Source organism: Amycolatopsis sp. CA-230715 (assembly GCF_018736145.1).
Classification (GTDB): Bacteria; Actinomycetota; Actinomycetes; order Mycobacteriales; family Pseudonocardiaceae; genus Amycolatopsis.
Genome location: NZ_CP059997.1, coordinates 482,814 through 499,838, shown reverse-complemented (window position 1 = coordinate 499,838; position 17,025 = coordinate 482,814). Strand labels below are relative to the sequence as shown.

General features: G+C 72.6%; 15 protein-coding genes. 8 read left to right on the top strand and 7 right to left on the bottom strand.

What is annotated here, in order from left to right; all coding sequences use genetic code 11:
- Positions 1-28 precede the first annotated feature (28 nt).
- From HUW46_RS02355 to HUW46_RS02345, 3 genes are read left to right on the top strand one after another with little or no spacing between them, the layout of a single operon-like run.
- Positions 29-1,405, top strand: coding sequence for a M16 family metallopeptidase (locus HUW46_RS02355; RefSeq protein WP_215545691.1), 1,377 nt, complete (start codon positions 29-31; stop codon positions 1,403-1,405).
- On the top strand, positions 1,402-2,178 hold the full coding sequence (dapB, locus tag HUW46_RS02350; RefSeq protein ID WP_215545690.1) for a 4-hydroxy-tetrahydrodipicolinate reductase: 777 nt from the start codon (positions 1,402-1,404) through the stop codon (positions 2,176-2,178). Before HUW46_RS02355 ends, dapB begins: the two co-directional genes overlap by 4 nt.
- Positions 2,175-2,618 carry a tetratricopeptide repeat protein gene (locus HUW46_RS02345; protein WP_215545689.1) on the top strand — a complete coding sequence of 148 codons (444 nt, stop codon included), beginning with the start codon at positions 2,175-2,177 and terminating at the stop codon, positions 2,616-2,618. Before dapB ends, HUW46_RS02345 begins: the two co-directional genes overlap by 4 nt.
- Positions 2,619-2,630: 12 nt before the next feature.
- On the opposite strand, the gene HUW46_RS02340 is transcribed toward HUW46_RS02345, so the two are convergent.
- Positions 2,631-3,332, bottom strand: a complete 702-nt coding sequence (locus HUW46_RS02340; RefSeq protein WP_215545688.1) for a hypothetical protein — start codon at positions 3,330-3,332, stop codon at positions 2,631-2,633.
- A gap of 192 nt (positions 3,333-3,524) precedes the next feature.
- Here HUW46_RS02340 and HUW46_RS02335 point away from each other — a divergent pair, with 192 nt between their 5' ends.
- A complete protein-coding gene (locus HUW46_RS02335) occupies positions 3,525-4,607 on the top strand; it encodes a hypothetical protein (RefSeq protein ID WP_215545687.1) in 1,083 nt (360 codons plus the stop codon).
- A 47-nt stretch (positions 4,608-4,654) separates the two neighbouring features.
- Here the strand turns inward: HUW46_RS02335 and HUW46_RS02330 are convergent, their stop codons facing one another.
- Positions 4,655-5,188 carry a hypothetical protein gene (locus HUW46_RS02330; RefSeq protein ID WP_215545686.1) on the bottom strand — a complete coding sequence of 178 codons (534 nt, stop codon included), beginning with the start codon at positions 5,186-5,188 and terminating at the stop codon, positions 4,655-4,657.
- Between the two features lie 145 nt (positions 5,189-5,333).
- Between HUW46_RS02330 and HUW46_RS02325 the strand changes: the two genes are divergently transcribed.
- Positions 5,334-5,834 (top strand): GtrA family protein, encoded by a 501-nt coding sequence (locus HUW46_RS02325; protein ID WP_254125734.1) that lies wholly within the window; start codon positions 5,334-5,336, stop codon positions 5,832-5,834.
- A gap of 77 nt (positions 5,835-5,911) precedes the next feature.
- Here HUW46_RS02325 and HUW46_RS02320 read toward each other — a convergent pair whose 3' ends face one another.
- The gene (locus HUW46_RS02320) at positions 5,912-6,472 is read right to left on the bottom strand and encodes a GNAT family N-acetyltransferase (protein WP_215545684.1); all 561 of its coding nucleotides are present in this window, start codon (positions 6,470-6,472) and stop codon (positions 5,912-5,914) included.
- A 63-nt stretch (positions 6,473-6,535) separates the two neighbouring features.
- Here HUW46_RS02320 and HUW46_RS02315 point away from each other — a divergent pair, with 63 nt between their 5' ends.
- Positions 6,536-7,744, top strand: coding sequence for a winged helix-turn-helix domain-containing protein (locus tag HUW46_RS02315; protein WP_215545683.1), 1,209 nt, complete (start codon positions 6,536-6,538; stop codon positions 7,742-7,744).
- Here the strand turns inward: HUW46_RS02315 and HUW46_RS02310 are convergent.
- The 3 genes from HUW46_RS02310 to HUW46_RS02300 all read right to left on the bottom strand — a co-directional run bounded on the left by HUW46_RS02310 (position 7,695) and on the right by HUW46_RS02300 (position 12,650).
- Positions 7,695-9,101, bottom strand: a complete 1,407-nt coding sequence (locus HUW46_RS02310) for an MFS transporter (RefSeq protein ID WP_215545682.1) — start codon at positions 9,099-9,101, stop codon at positions 7,695-7,697. The genes HUW46_RS02315 and HUW46_RS02310 overlap by 50 nt on opposite strands.
- Positions 9,098-9,658 (bottom strand): NADPH-dependent FMN reductase, encoded by a 561-nt coding sequence (locus tag HUW46_RS02305; RefSeq protein WP_215545681.1) that lies wholly within the window; start codon positions 9,656-9,658, stop codon positions 9,098-9,100. Before HUW46_RS02305 ends, HUW46_RS02310 begins: the two co-directional genes overlap by 4 nt.
- 121 nt (positions 9,659-9,779) lie before the next feature.
- A complete protein-coding gene (locus tag HUW46_RS02300; RefSeq protein ID WP_215545680.1) occupies positions 9,780-12,650 on the bottom strand; it encodes an ATP-binding protein in 2,871 nt (956 codons plus the stop codon).
- A 68-nt stretch (positions 12,651-12,718) separates the two neighbouring features.
- On the opposite strand from HUW46_RS02300, the gene HUW46_RS02295 reads away from it, so the two are divergent.
- Together HUW46_RS02295 and HUW46_RS02290 are read left to right on the top strand one after the other, a co-directional pair.
- Positions 12,719-15,403 (top strand): DEAD/DEAH box helicase, encoded by a 2,685-nt coding sequence (locus HUW46_RS02295; RefSeq protein ID WP_215545679.1) that lies wholly within the window; start codon positions 12,719-12,721, stop codon positions 15,401-15,403.
- 191 nt (positions 15,404-15,594) lie between these two features.
- Positions 15,595-16,044, top strand: coding sequence for a cold shock domain-containing protein (locus HUW46_RS02290; RefSeq protein WP_215545678.1), 450 nt, complete (start codon positions 15,595-15,597; stop codon positions 16,042-16,044).
- 79 nt (positions 16,045-16,123) lie between these two features.
- Here HUW46_RS02290 and HUW46_RS02285 read toward each other — a convergent pair whose 3' ends face one another.
- Positions 16,124-17,023, bottom strand: a complete 900-nt coding sequence (locus HUW46_RS02285; protein WP_215545677.1) for a DUF4097 family beta strand repeat-containing protein — start codon at positions 17,021-17,023, stop codon at positions 16,124-16,126.
- Positions 17,024-17,025: the final 2 nt, after the last annotated feature.

Sequence of the window (17,025 nt, the reverse complement as noted above, 5' to 3'; positions counted from 1 at the left end):
TCTCGGTCGGTACGTGAGTTAGGACCCCATGGCGCGTCAGGTTTCCGGGCACGAGCAGCCCGCGGGCAGCACCCGCACGTTAGAGTCCACTTCGGACGGTGCGGTGGTGAAGCGGACGGTGCTGGCCGGCGGGCTCCGCGTGGTCACCGAGCACGTGCCCGCGTCGAGATCGGCCACCGTGGGGCTGTGGGTCGGCGTCGGCTCGCGCGACGAGCAGCCCGCGGTCGCCGGGGCGGCGCACTACCTCGAACACCTTCTGTTCAAGGGCACCGGCAAGCGCAGCGCGACGCAGATCGCCGAGGAGATCGACGCGGTCGGCGGCGAGTTCAACGCGTTCACCGCCAAGGAGCACACCTGCTACTACGCGCAGGTGCTCGACGCCGATCTCCCGCTCGCGGTCGACCTGGTGACCGACGTCGTGTTCGACGCGCTGTGCGAACCGTCCGATGTGGACACCGAGCGCAGGGTCGTGCTCGAAGAGATCGCGATGCGCGACGACGACCCGGAAGACCTGCTGCACGAGAACTTCGTCGGCGCGGTGATGGGCACGCATCCGCTCGGGCGCCCGGTGCTGGGCACCGAAGCCTCGATCGAGGGCATGGCCGCCACGGCGCTGCGGCGCTTCTACCGCACCCGCTACACGCAGCCGAGGATGGTGCTCGCGGTCGCCGGGAACGTCGAGCACACCCAGGTGCTTCGCCTGGTGCGCAAGGCACTCGGCGCTCGGCTGTCCGGTGTGGACACCCCGGTGCCGCCGCGCGCGGGCAGGGCGAGGCTGAACGGCGGCGGCAAGCTGGTGCTGCACACCGACGACACCGAGCAGGCGCACGTCATGCTCGGGATGCGCGCGCTGTCGCGGCACGATCCCCGGCGCTACACCCTGAGCGTGCTGAACGCGGCGCTCGGCGGCGGGATGAGTTCCCGGCTGTTCCAGGAGGTCCGCGAACGCCGCGGGCTGGCGTACCAGGTGTACTCGTCGGTCGCGAGCTACGCCGACGTCGGTCACCTGTCGGTGTACGCGGGCTGCCAGCCGGACCGGCTCGGCGAGGTCACCGGCGTCCTGACCGACGTGCTCGCCGACGTCGCCCGCGAGGGCCTCTCGGACGCCGAGGTCGCGCGCGCGAAGGGGCAGCTGCGCGGCGGTTTGGTGCTGGGACTGGAGGACAGCGCGTCCCGGATGTCCCGTATCGGCAAGCAGGAGCTCAACTACGGCGACTACCACGGCGTCGACGAAACGGTGGCCAGGATCGACGCGGTGACCGCGGACGAGGTCGCCGCGCTCGCGAAAGCGCTGCTGCGCAGGCCCCGCGGGGAAACCGGGGTGGCCGTGTCCGCCGCGGCCGTGGTCGGCCCGTACGCTCACGACGACGACCTTCCCGACGATCTGCACGAGGTGATCGCGTGACCGAAGACCTTCAGCGCGGCGAGGACAAGCCCCGCCGGGTCGGTGTGCTCGGTGCCAGGGGCCGGATGGGCGCACAGGCCGTCAAGGCCGTGGAAGCCAGCCCCGATCTCGAGGTCGTCGCGATGGTCGACGCCGGGGATTCGGTGTTCGAGATCGCCGACGCCGGCGCCGAGGTGGTCATCGACTTCACCCATCCCGACGTGGTGATGGACAACCTGCGGTTCGCCGTGGACCGCGGCATCCACGCGGTCGTCGGCACCACCGGGTTCACCCAGGAACGCCTCGCGACGCTACGCGGCTGGCTCGAGGCGAAACCCGAACTGGGTGTATTGATCGCACCCAACTTCGCGCTCGGCGCGGTGCTCGCGATGCGGTTCGCCCAGCAGGCCGCCCGGTTCTACGAATCGGCCGAGATCATCGAGCTGCACCACAATCGTAAAGCCGACGCACCCTCTGGTACGGCGGCGCACACCGCGAAGCTGATCGGCGAGGCCAGGTCGGCGGCGGGGCTCAAACCGGGTCCCGACGCGACGACGTCCGAATTGGACGGTGCGCGCGGCGCCGCGATCGACGGCGTGGCGGTGCATTCCGTGCGCCTGCCCGGTCTCGTCGCGCACGAGGAGATCCTGTTCGGTGCCGACGGCGAGACGCTGACGATCCGCCACGACTCGACGGACCGCGCGTCGTTCATGCCGGGCGTGCTGCTCGGCGTCCGCACCGTGCCGAAGCGCCCCGGGCTGACGATCGGCCTGGAGAACGTGCTCGAGCTATGAGGGCCCGCAACCTCGCGCTGGTGCTGACCGCCGCGCTGGTGCTCTACATCGTGATGCTCGCGGACCGGGCGATCGCGTTGTTCCGCAGCGGCGAGACCTCGGGGATCCTGCTGGGCGTCGGCGTCATGGTGCTGCCGGTGCTCGGCGCCTGGATGATCGTCGCCACGTGGCGCTCCGGTACCAGGATCCAGCGGCTCGCGCGCAGCCTCGAGGCCGAGGGCGGGCTGCCCGACGTCGAGGACCTGCCGCGCATGCCGTCGGGCCGGGTGGACCGCAAGGCCGCCGACGCCTGGTTCGACGAGCGCAAGGCCGAACTCGAAGCGCACCCCGACGACTGGCGGTACTGGTACCGCCTCGCCTACGCCTACGACATCGCGGGCGACCGCAAGCGCGCCCGCGACACCATGCGCCGCGCCGTAGAACTCGCGAAAACCGCTTAGGGCCGGGGTTTGTCAGCCCTGTGCCGTGAGGTTCAGCGGCACGCACGGGCCAGGCGGCTCCGGGCCTTCCTGGGTGACCTTGGCGCCGGTGCCGCACAGCTCGAAGGGGCCGGTCACGGTATCGGGGATGGGGAAGGTGCCGACGCTCGCGTAGCCCTTGCCCATTTCGACCGGCGTGTTCAGCGTGTTCGGGATCCACGGGTCCTTGTGCTCCCAGTCGCTGTCCAGCGGGACCAGCTCGTACCGCGCCGGTTTGCTCGGCCGGTAGCAGTAGCCCGTCACCAGTTGCGGCGCCAGTGCCTCGATCGAGCAGGTGCTCGCGCTCGCGTTGGGGTAGCGGATGTTCAACTCCTGCAGGTTCAGCTTGGGGAAGCCCGGTCCGTCCGCCGGAGTCACCGCGACGTAGACCACCAGGAACTTTTTCCCGGGGCCGGGGGTATCAACCTGGAACTCCGGCTGCACCGCGGCGGTCATCGCCTTCACGTCGAGCCGTTCGCCGCGGCCCTGTTCGGTCATCGGCGCCCAGGTGAGCACCGGCCCGGGGACCTGGTCGAACGCGGTGTACCGGGACTTGCCCTCGGTGCTCTCCGTCGAGGACGTGTCGCCGGGGGCGGCACCGGTCGAGCCGGTGGACCCGGCGTCGGAATCGGGCTTGCAGGCCGCGCACAGCAGGACGAGGCAGGCGGCGGCGGTGATGAGGGCTCTCGGCGGCACGGTTTCCCCGATCGAGTGACATTTTGACTTTGGATGTCACAGTGTAGGGCGTGATCGCGGCCTTCGTACCCGAAACGCCGAAAATCGGCTTGGCTGTCGCTTGTGGACTCACGGCGACTTCCGCCGGTCATCGGGGACTGCTCCCGGCGTGCTCGCCCTACCGTGCTCGGCACGGATCGAAGGGGAGGGCCGATGCAGGGTGGATCGCGGTGGCGGACGGCTTCGCTGCTCGGGCTGGGCTTGGCACTGGTGGGATGTTCGGCGCCGGAGCCGCCACCCGCCGCTCCGCCAGCCGCCGCCCCGGCGACGCGGGCTCTGGTCGGGTGGTCCGGCGCACTGTGCGCGGCCACCGCCTCGGTCGACGGCTTCCGCGAGAAGGGCAACTCGGCCGAAGCGCTGATGCGCCAGGGCAATCCGATGATGGCGGGCTACGCGGCGATCGGCTACCTCGACCAGATCGCCAGGGATGTCGGAGCCGCGTCGAAGAACCTCAAGGCCGTCGCGAAGTCGGGAGTCGCCGCGGCCGACGCGTTCACCGACGAGCTGGTGAAGACCCTCGACGGGACCGTGACGCGGCTGCCGGCGCTCGGCGACCCGGCGCTCGCGAGCGGCTCGGACGAGCAGAAAGTCGCGAAGGCGAAGCAGGCTTCCGCCGAGATCGACGCGATCGAACCGCAGGTGCCCAGGCTGGCCGCGCTGGCCGGAGCGACACCGGGGCTGATCGCCTCCTACAACCTCGCGCCCCCCTGCGCCCCGGTGCGGCGGCCGGACCAGCCCTCGGCGTCCGAGCCGACCCGGGCCATGGTCGGCTGGTCCGACGGCATGTGCGCGGGCACCAAGACGCTGGCCGCACTGCGGAAGGATCCCCCGGACAGCGCGGCGACCGGCGATCCGCGGTTCGCCGACCTCGCCCGATCGCAGCTGAGCGGCTACCTTTCCACGGCGGGCGTACTGGTCAGCCAGGTGGTGGACCAGCTGGATCCGCTGGCGCCCCTCGGACTCAAGGCGGCCGACGACCACCGGGCGAGCATCCTGGCCGCGGCGCGGGCCGCGACGGCGAAGCTGCCCCCGCCGGGACCGGGCCGCTTCGGCGATCTCGACTCGCTGCCGAACGACCAGCTGGAGGCCAAGGCCACGCAGATCCACGCGGTACTCGTCACGGTCAAGCCCGCCGGGCCGGATCTACCCGGCGTGGTCAGGGGCGAGCCCGCGCTCGCCGCGGCCTACGACCTCGCGCCGCGGTGCGAACCCCTCGCGCCGGTTCCCAGCAGGTGACCGCCGCCGTCGACATCACGCGGAACTCCTTGCCCGGCAAGGAGTTCTCAGAAGTGCAGCCAGCCGGCGAAGGCGGCGGGCGCCGCGGCCAGCGCGCTGAACCGGATCATCCGGCCGGCCAGCCCGGCGACGAGGAAGGTGGACAGCGGCATCCTGACCAGACCGGCGAGCACCGTGGTCGCCATGAACGGCGGCAGGCCGACGATCGAGCTGACGCCGTAGGTGCCGGTCATCCAGTGCGGGTGGCGGTGGCACCGTTCGCGCAGCGCGTCGAGCTTGGCGCGCAGCCACTTCGTCCTGGCGTGCCAGCGTTCGCGGCGCGGTGACGGCGGGCGCTCGCGGTGCAGCCTCGCGTGGAGCTTGTCGTGCAGCTTCCGGGGCAGCTTGATCGAACCCCGCGCCGCCAGGTAGAAGAGCAGCTTCCCGGCGAGCTGGCCCACCGCGACCACTAGGCCGAGCGCCAGCCAGTGCAGCGTCGGCTGGGCCGTGGCGAGCCCGAGCACGAAGACTTCGACGCTGACCACCGGGATCAGCGCGGAGCTGAACGCGACACCGAGTGTCACGCACAGCCAACCGAGCATGCTCGCCTCCTTGTGGACCTCATCCACGCTAGCAGTCCGCCACCCCGGGATCGGTGGGGTTGGCACCCGTTTCCTGGCGGGGGAACGCACCAGAAGATCACCTCGTGGACGGCTCGCCGTCACCTGCGGCTGCGATTCTCGTGAGGTGGCGCAGGATCAGGCCGAGGCACCCGCCCGGCATCGCGAATCCCTTCCCGACCGGTTCTCGGCGCTGTGCGCGGCCGTGGTCCGCGTGCTGCCGTTCGGGCTGAGCCGCTGGATCGCGCCCAACTTCCTCGGCTTCGCCGTCATCAACGGCTTCACCTTCGGCGTCGACCTCGCCCTGCTCACCGCGCTCCACGGCGGGCTCGGGTGGCCCGTGCCGATCGCCATCACGCTGGCCTACCTGTGCGCGTTCGGGCTGAGCTTCGTGCTGAACCGGGCGATGAACTTCCGCTCCCACGCGCCGGTGGGTGGCCAGATGATGAAGTACGCGATCGCGGTCGGGATCAACTACGCCGCGTTCATCCTCGGCGTCGGCAGCGGGCTCACCGCGCTCGGCGTGGAATACCACCTGTCCCGCCTCATCGCGGGCGCCTGCGAGGGCGTGTTCATGTACTCCGTGATGCGCTGGATCGTCTTCACCGACCGGCAGGATGTTTTGTAAGTGGTTTGCGTGGCGGTGCGGGTGGCGGTGCGAGCTGCTTGCCACTCAAGCGGCTCCGCCGCTTACAAAACACAAACCTAGTCGGTCAGTTCGAGGTCGAGCGGTCCGGTGAGGCGGATTTCGCGCACCGTCCGCTCGCCGGTGTCGAGCGTGCGGACGGTGCCGTCCGGTTTCCAGCCCGCGCGGCGGTAGAGCCCGAGCGAGGCCGAGTCGGCCTGCGCGACCCACGCGATGCCCCGTTCGGCGCCGAGCTCCGCCACCGCGCGCGCGGCCGCGGCGAGGAGGCGGCCGCCGTGCCCGCGCCTGCCCCAGCGCGGTTCGACGAGCACGGACCCGATCATCGCGAGCCGTCCGGCGTCCTCGGGCAGCTCGCCCGCCGCGTTCGCCGCGTCCGGCTCCGGTGCGGGGCCGGACACGCTGAAACCGACCGTGAACTCGCCTTCGGTGGCCACGAAGACCCGCGTCTCCGGGTGGTCGATCGCGGCGGTCCACTGCCGTGCCGCGTCGGCCGCGTCCAGCTCGGCGAGCCCGTGCTCACCGAGCAGTTCGGCGTAGGCGGTTCGCCAGGTGTCGCGCTGGATCCTGGTGATCTCGGTGGCGTCGCCGGTGGTGGCGGGGCGGACGTTCGCGGTGCTCACCACGGCAACCTAACGGGCGGCCCCACCGGAATTGTCGGTGGGTGCTGGCACGATGAGCTGATCATGCAGACGATGAGTGTGGCGGCCGCGCGGCGGACGGCGCTGGCCGCGCAAGGTTTCTCGGATCCCCGCCCGGCAGGCGAGCCGACGCGGCGGCACCTGAAGAAGGTGCTTTCGCGCGTGCGGCTGATCCAGCTGGACTCGGTGAACGTCGCGGTGCGCGCGCACTACGCGCCGTTGTTCGCGCGGCTCGGCGCGTACGACCCGGCGCTGGTGGACGACGCGGCGTGGGCGCATTCGGCCAAGCGGCCCCGGATGCTGGTGGAGTACTGGGCGCACGAGGCGAGCCTGATCCCGGTGGAGGACTGGCCGCTGCTGCACTCCGGTGCCAAGCGGCCAGGCTGGTGGCGGAACTACCGGCCCTTGGTGGACGCCTCGCCGGGGCTGGTCGACGACGTGCTGGCCGTGGTCAAGGAACTGGGCCCGATCGGCGCGGGCGGTATCGAGCGCGAGGTCGCCGGGGCGTCGAAGCGCGCTCCCGGCTCGTGGTGGGAGCGGTCGGAGGTGAAGAAGGTGTGCGAGTGGCTGTTCGGCATGGGCACGCTCACCACCGGCACCCGCCGCTCGTTCGAACGCCTCTACGACCTCACCGAACGCGTTGTCCCGCCGGAGATCCACGGCCGCTCGGTGTCCAAAGAGGAGGGTGCGCGCCGGCTCGTCGAGAACTCGGCGACCGCGCTCGGCGTGGCCACCGAAACGGATCTGCGGGACTACTACCGGCTCGGGCCGGAGATCACCCGGCAGGCCGTCGGCGAGCTGGTCGACGGCGGCGTCCTCGAACCGGTCGCCGTCGAGGGCTGGCGCGGCACCGCCTACCGGCACGCGGCGGCCCGCACGCCGCGGTCGGTCACCGGCAGGGCGCTGCTGTGCCCGTTCGACCCGCTGATCTGGGAGCGGGCGCGCACCGAGCGGATGTTCGGCTTCCGCTACCGCATCGAGATCTACGTGCCGGAGCCCAAGCGGGAGTACGGCTACTACGTGTACCCGTTCCTGCTCGACGGCGAACTGGTCGGCAGGGTCGATCTCAAGGCGGATCGCGCCGCGGGCGTGTTGCGCGCGCAGGGCGCGTTCAGCGAACCCGGCACGGACAAGAAGCGCGTGGCGGGCGAGCTCGCCGCCGAGCTCCGGCACATGGCCGACTGGCTGGAGCTCGACGGCGTGGTCACCGGCGGGCGCGGGGACCTCGCCCGCTCGTTGTCCGCGGCGCTCTGAGCGCGGCGGGTTTTCCGTGCCGGGGAAGGGAAGCGGCCGCGGAAAGCGCGGCCACGGCCAGCACCGCGATCGCCCCGGCGCGGAAGCCGGCGGCGGGATCTTCGGCGGTGGCCCAGGTGAGCGCGCCGAGCGCCGGGCCGAGGGAGAACCCGAGGTTCCTCGCCAGCGCGCTCACCCCGGCCGACGTCCCGAACCGGTTCGCGGGCGTGAGGTCCAGCAGCACGGCCGCGTTCGGACCGGCGAACAGGCCCTGCCCGACGCCGAGCAGCGCCAGCCGCCACGCGAGCCCGCCCGGGGTGGCCGAGTCGCCGGTGCACAGCAGCGAGGCCGTCCCGCCCGCGAACACCAGCGCGCCCGCGAACGCGACCCGGCCACTGCCCACCCGGTCGGCGACCACGCCCGCGACGGGTGAGGTGACGGCCATCGCGGCGGAAAGGCACAGCAGCGCCGCCCCGATCTCGCCGGGGGCCGCATTCGCCGTGGTGGCAAGGAAGTAGGGCACCAGGAAGTTCACCGCGCCGACCGCGGCGGTGGCCGAGGTCAGGGCGAGCAGCGCGCCGGGGATCCCCGGCGCCCGCACGAGCGCGAGCACCGGGCGGGACGGGCGCAGCACCGCCCACACCGCCGTGCCCACCGCCGCGACGGCCACCAGCAGCAGTGGCGGTACGAGTCCGGAGCGGCGGCCGAAGAGGTCCAGCGCGAGGAACAGCGCTGCCGAGGCCGCGCCGAGCACCAGCACTTCGGCCAGCATCCCGCGATCCGGTACCGGCAGTCCCGCGCGCTCCCGCGCGATGGCACGCATCCCGCACGCGACGGCGAGCGCCGCCACCGGGACGTTGACCAGGAAGACCGAACGCCAGCCGAAGGCCTCGGTGAGCAACCCGCCCAGCGCCGGGCCCGCGACGCCGCTGAGCGGGATCAGCGTGAGCACCACGGCCATCGCCCGCGCCCGGTGCTCCCGGCGGACCGACCGGCCCACGATCGGCAGCACCGTCACGCCGACCAACGCCCCGAAGAGGCCTTGCAGCACCCGCGCCGCCACGACGAGCGCGAAGCCGGGCGCGAGCGCGATCAGCGCGCTGGCGACGCCGAAGCCGCCGACGGCGAACGCGAACGCGGCCCTCGGGTCGGCGCGGTCGAGCCAGCGTCCCGCGGGCACGCTCAGCGCGAGCAACGGGAGCGAATACCCGAGCAGAACCCATTGCGCCGCAGACGAACCGGCGCCGAGATCGTCGCCGAGCACCGGCAGCACCACCGCGACGATCGTCATGTCGAGCCCGGCGAGCACCACGCCGAGGGAGACCGCGACCACCGCGCCCCACCGCGTCCGCTCCGGTGCCGTTCCGGGCGCGGTCAAGCCGCGGCTCCCGCCCGGACGTGCCGCGCCAGCCGGTCGAGCACCGCGGCGAGGGCGGCCCGCAGGTCGTGGTCGAGCAGCCGGTCGTCCTCGCCGAACTGGCGGAACGCGTGCGGCACCGGGAGCGGATCGCCGACGACGGTCGCGCCCGCGGCGGTGAGCACGCGCGCGAGCTGCTCCTGCGCGCCCGCCGCGCCGCCGGGGCTCGGGCTCGCGCCGACGACCGCCGCGGGCTTTCCGGTGAGCGCGGCGTCCCCGTGCGGGCGTGAAGCCCAGTCCAGCGCGTTCTTGAGCTGGCCCGGCACCGACCGGTTGTATTCGGGCGTCGCGATCAGCAGCGCGTCGGCGGCGTCGATCGCGGCGCGCAGCCCGGCGACGGCGGCCGGGGCGGGCCCGTCTTCGGCGTCCTCGTCGAACGGCGGCACGAGGGCGAGTTCTTCCCACACGGCCAGGTGAACGCCGTCGGCGGGGAGTTCGCGGGTGGCCGCGGCGAGCAGGCGGCGGTTGACCGACCCCCGCCGCAGGCTGCCCGGTATCCCCAGGATGGTGATGGTCATGGTTTCCCGATCCCGGCGGGGCCGGTGGATCCGGCCCGTGCGGGATCGACGGTGTCCCTAAGGCGGGGACCGGCACAGGGGCGCGCGCCTTAGTTCGCCGCCCGGAAACCCGGCTAAGGCTTCAGGTGAGCAGTCCGAGGCGGCGTGCCTGCGCGGCGGCTTCGACCCGGTTCGCGACCGCGAGCTTGCCGAGGATGTTGGACACGTGCACGCTCGCCGTCTTCGCGGAGATGAACAGCCGCTCGCCGATGTCGGCGTTGCCGAGCCCGTCCGCGACGAGGTGCAGGATCTCGAGTTCGCGCGGTGTCAGCCCGTGCCGTCCGGCGCGGGGTGCCCGTTCGCCAGGCGTGATCCGCGCGCGGCGGGCGAGATCGGCGGCGCGTTCGCGAAGGGGCGTCGCGCCGAGCGAGGAGGCCAGGTCGATCACGCGGCCGAGGTGCGCGGACGCCGAGGCGCGGTCCCCGGCGGCGATAGTCGCCTCGGCCGCGCCCATCGCGGTTTCCGCGCGCTCCCAAGGTTGTCCGAGCTCGCGCCACGCCTCGGTGGCCGACTCCCACGCCGCGACGTCCTCGCGGGCGATCTCCGCGTCGAACGTTCGCGAATGCGCCGCCTGCACCGGACCCGCAGTCCGCACCAGGTCCGCCCGCGCGCGCAATCGCGACCGCAGGGCGTCGTCGCCGAGTGCGCGCGCGACCCGGGAACCGGCGACCAGCAACGGCCAGGTGAAGCGGGACGAGGCGTCCAGGAATCCCGCCGCGAGCGCGCCGTCCAGCACGGTCGCCGCTTCGCCCGCGCGGCACTGGGCGAGCCGGAGTTCGATTTCGAGGCGGGGCAACAGCAACGGGTCCGACGGGAACCGGATATCGGTGCCGGGCAGTTCACGCACGCGGGCGAGCACCCCGCCGGGCAGGCGGAGATCACCCCGGCGCAGGGCGATGAAACCCTTGAGGCACAACACGTGCGCGCTGAACCCGGCCGGTGGCGCGAGTTCGAGCGCGTGGTCACCGGATTCGAGCGCCTCGTCCCAGCGGCCAGCCGAGATCAGCGCGGCGATCAGGTCGACGGCGTGCGCGGCGCCGTAGGACCGGGCGAGCCCGGCGTCGCGGGCGATGGCGAGACCGGACCTGGCCACGGACACGGCCTCGCCGAGCCGCCCGAACGCGTGCAGCAGGGTCGACTCGCTGTGCAGCGCCCGCAGCCGTTCCCTTGGCGCGCCGACGTTTTCCGCGATCGCGCGCGCCTTGGCCAGCCGGGGGAGCTGGGTGTCGAGATCGCCGTCCCTGGCGTCGAGCACGGCGAGCGTGACGAGCGCGGAGGCCTCCGACGGATCGTCGCCCGCTTCGTGCGCGGCCGCGAGCCCTTGCTGGGCGTAGCGGCGGGCCTCGTCTTCCCGCGGCACTTCCATCAGCGCGGCGGCCAGCGCGTTGAGCAGGAAACCGCGCGCGGGATGCCCCGCGGGCACGATCTCGACCGCGCGCCTGCGGTCCTCGAGCGCGTCGGGCCTGCCGAGCTGGCCGCGCATCCGCCCGCGGAGTTCCAGCAGCAGCGCGGTGCGGACGCGGTCGGCGGCGGGATCGAGTTCGGCGAGCGCGGTGGTCGCGAGCCGGTCGCCCTCGGCGGGGTCGCCCGCGCGGTTCGCCGCCTCCGTCGCGCGTTCGAGCACGGTGAACCGCCCGGTGCCGACGCGGTCGGCGGCATCGGGCACGCGGTCCCACAGGTCGAGCACGCGCGAGAGCAGGCGCAGCTGTTCGGCGTAGGCGAGTGAACGGCGGGCGGCACTCGCCGCCTCCCACGCCGCGTGCAGCGCTTCGCCGGATTTCCTTGCCGCGTAAAGGTGATGGGCGAGTTCCTCGGTCCAGTGCCCGCCGGTGGCGCCCGCCCTGATCGCGTCGGCGTAGCGCGCGTGCAGGGCGATCCGCTCGCCGGGCAGCAGCGTCCGGTACACCGCGTCCCGGATGAGCGCGTGCCGGAAGGCGTAGCCGTCCCCGTCGACGACGAGCACGCCCGCGTCGACGGCCGCCGAAACCGCTTCGCCCGGCGCTGTTCCCGCGACGCTCACGAGCAGTTCGTGGTCGACCGTGCCGACGGCGGCGCTGGCCGCGCGCACGATCGGTGCGGCGCCGGGGAAGTGCGCGGTGAGCCGGTCGACGCGGGCGAGCAGCAGGTCGTCGAGCGAGGACGGCAGCGGGCCGTCGCCCGCTTCGAGCACCGCTTCGACGAACAGCGGGTTGCCTTCACTGCGTTCGTGCACCGCGCCGACGAGTTCGGGCGCGGGCTCGGCGTCGAGGATCGCGCGGATCTGGTGCACGACCTCCCGGCGGGTGAGCCTGGCGAGCTCGATCCGCTCGACCCACGGGACGCGGCCGAGTTCGGCGAGCAGCGGCCGCAGGGGATGCGCCCTGCCGAGTTCGTCGGAGCGGTGGGTGACCACCAGGAGCGAGCCGGGGATCGCGCGCTGGTTGCGGACCAGGAACTGCAGCAGGTCGCGGCTGGACCGGTCGGCCCAGTGCGCGTCCTCGACGACGAGCACGAGCGGGCGAATGGCGGCGAGGCGCGCGAGAAGGGTGAGCGCGCCTTCGAAGAGCCGGGCACGGGCGTCGTCGCCGGTGTGCCGCGGTTCGCCGCCGGTGTCGCCGGGGAGCAGCGGCGCGAGTTCGGCGCGCACCGGAGCCGGGACCGCTTCGGCGAAATCCGGATCGGCGGTGAGACCGCGAAACGCGGCGACGAACGGCACGAACGGGAGAGCGGCGCCGCCGAGATCGACGCACCCGCCGACGAGCACCCGTGCGTCGGCGGCTTCGGCGGAACCGGTGATTTCGGTGACGAGCCTGGACTTCCCGATCCCGGCTTCGCCGCCGATCAGCACGGTCGCGTGCTCGCCACCGGCGCAGCGCGCCAGCGCGCCGGTCAACCGCGCGGTTTCCCGTTCGCGGCCGACCAGGACCGGGCTCGCCCCCTGCGCGCTCACCAGTGTTCCCTCCTCGGCGGTCATCCTAAGACCCGGGGCGACACGCGCCCGGCCTGAACGGGTGTCCTCCGTTCGTGGGCTACCGTGGCGCGGTGCCACCCCCCGACCCAATCCCCGAGGCGACCGGCAGCGGGGATTCGGGTGTGCTGTGGGCGAAGATCACCGATCCCGACGCGGACCTTCCCGGGTTCGCCCCCGGCGACGACGTGCGCGTGCTGGTCCCCGACGACGAGCGGTTCACCGTGCTCACCGAAAAGCTGCTCGCCAACGGCGTCGGCGACACCGCCGTGCGCCGCGTCCGGTACCTGCTGGAGGAGGAGACCGTGCGCGGCTCGTCGCCGTCGCGGCTCACCGTCGATACCGCGGAGTGCCATCTCGGGAAGTCGGTGCCGCGGCAGTTCCCCCGGCTGGGCGGTGACGCCGCCGAAGCCGCCCGTGACGCGTTCGATGCGCTGTGGCAGGCGCACGTGTCACCGGAGGGCGTGTCGCCGGTGGCCGCCGCGGACGTGCTGCCGCCGGAGTGGTTGCGGTTCCTGCCCTTCCCGGAGCTGAACCCGGCGCAGGCGGTCACCGTGCCCGAGGTGCTGGCGCACGACGACCACCTGGTGATCGTCGCGCCCACCGGGGCTGGCAAGACGGTGATGGGCATGACCGCCGCGCTCAAGGCCGTGCTGGCGCAGGGGCGCAAGGCCGCGTGGCTGGTGCCCCAGCGCTCGCTGACCGACGAGCTGAACCACGAGCTGGACCAGTGGCGCGCGCAGGGGCTGCGCGTCGAGCGGCTGTCCGGTGAGTACAGCGTGGACATCCAACGGGTCCGCGAGGCGGATCTGTGGGTGGCCACCACCGAGAAGTTCGAGGCGATCTGCCGTGCCTCGTCGTTGCGGGAGGCGCTGACCGAGGTCGGCTGCCTCATCGTCGACGAGATCCACCTGCTCGGCGACCCCGCGCGCGGCCCGGTGCTCGAAGCGCTGCTCGCCAGGATGCGCGGCGAGGACGCGCGGATGCGCATCATCGGGCTGTCCGCCACGGTGTCCAACGCGGACCAGGTCGCGGCGTGGCTCGGCGCGAAGCTGCTCCGCGTGGCGTGGCGGCCGAGCAAGCTCACCTGGCAGCTGCCGACCATCGCCGCGCACCGCGACTGGGGACTGGTCGAAACGGCGCGGATCCGGCTGGCGAGTTCGATCACCAGAACCGTCACGCGTGACGGCGGCAGCGTGCTCGTCTTCTGCGGCAGCAAGCGGAACGTGCGCCGCACCGCGCTGATCATCGCCGCCGCGCTCGGGGCGGCGACCGACGGGGTGCACCCCGACGACCTCGATCGGCTGCACGAGGTGTGCCGGTCGGCGCGGGTCGGGCTGCACTACAAGGGCTGGGAGCACAAGCGACAGTCCGAAGTGGACTTCCGGGCGCGCGAGCTGGACGTGCTGGTGGCCACCTCCACGGTCGCGGCCGGGGTCAACCTGCCCGCGCGCGCCGTGGTCATCCAGGACACCGAGGTGGGGCTCAACCCGATCGACGTCGCGACCGTGCAGCAGATGTTCGGGCGTGCCGGTCGGATCGGCGCGGGGGAGCGCGAGGGCTGGGCCTTCCTCATCGTCACCGAGAACGAACGCGCCGCGTGGCAGGCGAAACTGGTGGCGGGGCACACCGTGCGCTCGCAGATCGAATCCAGCCTCGCCGACCACGTGCTCGCCGAAGCCGTGCAGGGCCGCATTTCCTCCCTCGCCGAGGCCGAACGGTGGTGGGTGGGCACGTTCGCCTGCCACCAGGGGAGCCGGAGCCTCGCGCCGCTGCGCCGCGCGATCGACTTCCTCACCGAGGCCGGGTTCCTCGCCGCCGCACCGGATGACGCCGAACGGGTCGTGGCGACCGAACTGGGACTGCTCACCGCGCGCCTGATGGTCTCCGCGACGGTCGGCCACGAGATCCGCCTCGCCCTCGCCGGAACCGAGCTGCCGGAAGGGCCGGACGAGGCGGAAGGGGCACTGATCGACCTGGTGTCCACTGTGGTCCCGAAACTGGCTGGCACCGCGATCAGCGAGGAGCTGAAACCCGTCGTGGTGCGGGCGTTGCGGCCGGGCGGCGGCGAGTACCAGCGCGGCGATCTCGCCAGGATGGCGCTGCGGCTGGTGGCGGCGACCCCGGACGCGTTCCGGCGCGGTGCGCGCGTGATCGACGGAATCCCTTACGTGGCACTGTATCCGGCGCTGGAAGAGGCGCCGAGGTACCTGCACTGGCTCGGCTGCCAGGGGCTGCTCGGCACGGTGCACCCGTGGAGCGCGATCGTGGCCGCCGATCTCGGCAGGCGGGTCCGCTGGCGGCGCTGCCGCCCGCGGCGCGGCGCGGGAAGGCTGCTGTGGATGTGCGAACAGCTCGCCACTCCGCCGCACGCCGAGGATCTCGTGCCCGACCTGTTCGCCGCGGCGACCGGACGCGGCCTGACGAGTCCGGATTGGACGGTCCAGGCCCGTCCGCGCGGCACCGTGCTCGACGAGCAGTCGTACCTCGCGCTGCTGCGCGAACGCGCGACCGCCGCGGAGATCGGGCACGCCGACGGCGTGGTGACGGCGTCCGGTCCCGACGGCAGCGTGCTCGGCACCTGGCTCGGCGGGCGGTACCGGCGCGACGCGGTGCCGAAGGGCGGCGTACGGGTGGCGCTGCCACAAGGGGAACTGGGTGAACCGGGCGCCGCGCTGTTCACCTGGCGCGGCGACCACCGCGCCACGGGCTGGCTCGCCTGCTACAGCGCTAGTAGATACCAAACTGACCGAAAGTAAGCGGACCTACGCGGGCCAGGCTGCCTTCCCTGGTTGGCCTACTTTCGGTCTCCTTGGTATTCGGCGCTGAACCCCGGTGCCGCGATTCGCTGAAGACGAGGATTGTGCTCGTCCGCGCGGGCGCGGTATCTTCCCCGGAAAGAGCTGCTGTTGTGGTGGTGGCGGGCGGTATCGATGGATGGGGATGAGCTGTGGCGGTCACTGGGCGGGTTGTGCGGTTCGACGAGTTCCGCGGATATGGTTTCGTTTCCCCCGACACCGGGGGTGAGGACGTGTTCATGCACGTCAACGATCTCGAATTCGACAAACGGTTCGTGGCGCCCGGCGCGCTCGTGGAGTTCGTCGTCGAGGACGGGCAGCGGGGCCTGAAGGCGTCCCACGTCCAGATCCTCGACGAACCGGACGTCCCCCGCGTGCCGAAGGCGGCGAATCCCGTTGCCGCGCAGCGGACCGCGGCCGCACCGGTGGAGCAGCCCGCGGACGACGGCCTGTGCGACGTCCTCTCCGGCGCGGAGTTCTCCGGTGAGCTGACCGAGGCGCTGCTCGCCGCGGCGCCCTCGCTCACCGGCGAGCAGATCGTCGCGGTGCGGCGCCGGTTCCGCGAGATCGCCGTGGCGCACGGCTGGGTGGACGGCGACTGAACCGCCGGTGCCCGCCGCGGCGGGCACCGGCGGTCCACTTTCCCCCTGGTGCGTGGCTTTCCGGTCTACTGTGGACCGGTCACTGCGCGGCGCGCGTCAGCACCGCGTTCCCGGAACCGGTGCGCGCGCGCACTCGCAGCGCGACACCGTCCGACGGCGCCTCGGTTTCGACGTCGAGTTCGCTAGACACCTTGCCCGAAGTGGACGACAGGTCGATCTCGGCGTGCACTCCGGTCCTGATCCCGATCCGGACCTCGCCGGAGCCGGTGATCAGCTCCAGCGAGCCGCCCGCGGCCTCGGCCACGGACAGGTCGCCGCTGCCGCTGCGCGCCATCACCTCCCCGGAGACGGCGCCGAACCAGATGTCGCCGGTGCCGGTGGTGACGGTCGCCGAACCGGACAGCGACGCGGCTTCCACGTCGCCGCTGCCGGTCCGCACCTGCAGGCCCGAGATCGCGGGACCGAGCCGGATCGCACCGGAGCCGGTGCGCACGTTCGCGCTGCCGTCCGTGCGGTCGAGCCGGACCTCACCGGACCCGGTGGAGATCCCGGTGCGCCCCGCGGTGCCGGTCACGGTCACGTTGGCCGAGCCGGCGCGGATCTCGAGCTGCGAACCCGACGGCGCGTGCACGGTGACCGCGAGCGGGATGTTGCGCAGCGGCAGGGTTTTCGGCGCGCGCACGGTGATCCGGTTGCCGGTCTTCTCGATCTTGGTGGCGCTGACCGCCTCCGCGGGACTGCCGCGGAAATCGGAGCCGAACTGACCGCCGAACCGCTCGCTGACCCAGTTGAGCACGTTCGTGACGTTCTCGGCCCACACCTCCTGCGAGCCGGGGTCGTGGCGCACCTCCACCCAGGCCTCGGTGGTCTCGGCGAGCTCGACCTCGACCCTGCCCAGCAGCACGGTGAGATCGAGTTCGAGGGTGCCGTCGACGCTGAAGGTGTCGTTGCGGATAGGGGTTTCGATGCTCTCGCTCATGA

Excerpts from the sequence above, each read along its gene's own strand:
- HUW46_RS02355 (WP_215545691.1), top strand. The coding sequence starts at position 29 with ATGGCGCGTCAGGTTTCCGGGCACGAGCAGCCCGCGGGCAGCACCCGC.
- HUW46_RS02345 (WP_215545689.1), top strand. The coding sequence starts at position 2,175 with ATGAGGGCCCGCAACCTCGCGCTGGTGCTGACCGCCGCGCTGGTGCTC.
- HUW46_RS02335 (WP_215545687.1), top strand. The coding sequence starts at position 3,525 with ATGCAGGGTGGATCGCGGTGGCGGACGGCTTCGCTGCTCGGGCTGGGC.
- HUW46_RS02330 (WP_215545686.1), bottom strand. The coding sequence starts at position 5,188 with ATGCTCGGTTGGCTGTGCGTGACACTCGGTGTCGCGTTCAGCTCCGCG.
- HUW46_RS02315 (WP_215545683.1), top strand. The coding sequence starts at position 6,536 with ATGCAGACGATGAGTGTGGCGGCCGCGCGGCGGACGGCGCTGGCCGCG.
- HUW46_RS02305 (WP_215545681.1), bottom strand. The coding sequence starts at position 9,658 with ATGACCATCACCATCCTGGGGATACCGGGCAGCCTGCGGCGGGGGTCG.
- HUW46_RS02300 (WP_215545680.1), bottom strand. The coding sequence starts at position 12,650 with ATGACCGCCGAGGAGGGAACACTGGTGAGCGCGCAGGGGGCGAGCCCG.
- HUW46_RS02285 (WP_215545677.1), bottom strand. The coding sequence starts at position 17,023 with ATGAGCGAGAGCATCGAAACCCCTATCCGCAACGACACCTTCAGCGTC.